Source organism: Rhizobium sp. PDO1-076, assembly GCF_000247475.1.
Lineage (GTDB): Bacteria > Pseudomonadota > Alphaproteobacteria > Rhizobiales > Rhizobiaceae > Allorhizobium.
Genome location: NZ_AHZC01000274.1, coordinates 1 through 1,442 on the forward strand (window position 1 = coordinate 1; position 1,442 = coordinate 1,442).

A 1,442-nucleotide genomic window follows, 5' to 3' on the forward strand; every position below is an offset into this window, starting at 1 on the left:
TCGCAGCGTTCCGAAACCTCCCGATGGCGTGCCGGGCAACACGACATACCCGTCGGACATACCCGTCGACAGAATCACCACTGATGCTTGTCGCCCGAAAATGTGCAGTGGTTTCGCGATAGCGACATGCATACAAACAACGGGCTCTAGTCGTCACGGGAATGCGCTGCGCAGGGCGGACCGCGGGATTCGCGCAAGTGGCGAGCACGGATCGTGCGTTCCGTTGGGAGACGCCGAACCCATATGCGGAGGAGGGGTATTCCATCAGGCGGCGATCGACGAAGTCGAGCGCTTTTCGCGCGTCTTGCCAAACGCTGAACGGCGCAAGTCAGCACTGAGCTTGGTCAGAAAAGCAGCCGCAGCCATGACCAGCGTCATATGCCGATGCCAGCCGTGCCAGGATCGGGCCTCGCAATGGTCGAGGCCGAGCTCATTCTTGGCGCGCTGGAAGCATTCGTCAATTGTCCAACGCAAACCAGCCGCGCCCGCCAAGTCGGCAAGGGCAGCCTCTGCCGGTGCAAACACCAGATATTGGCTCACCGCGCCTGAATGCGAACGGCATCTGCGAAGCAGCAGGTAGCGCGCAAACCCGGGCGCTGCCGCGCAGGACAGACTTACACGTGCCCAATCATAAAGGCGCAGCCCCCTTGGGCCTTCACCGGAAGGTAAGGCAAACCAAAGGTCAGCTGGCAAATCTTCCGCCAGATCTTGCGGGGACGCATGCAATAACACTCGCTCGGTCTGCAGTCGCAATTTCTGATTGGGCGATACGGCCAAAACATACGGTTGCCGACGCCGCTCAAGCATACGGCGGGTCTTGCAATCACTGCTATAGTCAGCATCCGCCAGAACCCAGGCGCAAGCCACTCCCTTGTCGAGCGCTTCGCTGAGCATCGCCCTGGCCAAGGCTGGCCTGGTCGCAAACACCGTCTCCTGCGGAATTGCGGCGTCCTTGCGACGTTTCTCATCTGTCGCCCACGCCTCAGGCAAATAAAGCCTGCGGTCAATCAGCGCCTGGCCGAAGCGGCTTGCATAGGCAATAAAAACGCCAATCTGACAGTTCTCAATGCGTCCAGCGGTTCCCGTATCCTGACGCGAGACACCGACGGAATGGTCGCCTTTTTTGACAAAGCCGGTCTCGTCAATGACCAGGACACCGGATGCATCACCCAGGCTTGCAACGACATAATTGAACACAATGTCGCGCATTCGGTCTGCATCCCAGACGGAGCGGCCCAACAGCGCCTGGGTTCTCCACGGCTTGGCAAAACCCGCCCGTTCAGCCATCTGCCACCCGGTCTTGCGTTCAGTTCCAGACAAGAGCCCGTCAAGGAAAGTTGAACATGTCTCGCGCGCCTCACTCCGATGAAACACCGACAAAAGCTGAGCCTTGAGGGCTAGAAGCTCACGCTCCCAGCCGATCGCGGTGCCCGTCCACGACG

The 1,442-nt window shown here is 59.8% G+C and carries 1 protein-coding gene; it reads right to left on the reverse strand.

From position 1 onward, the window contains the following. Positions 1-264: 264 nt before the first annotated feature. Positions 265-1,442 (reverse strand): IS701 family transposase (locus tag PDO_RS14850; protein ID WP_007603287.1); only part of this gene is annotated, 1,178 nt, incomplete at its 5' end.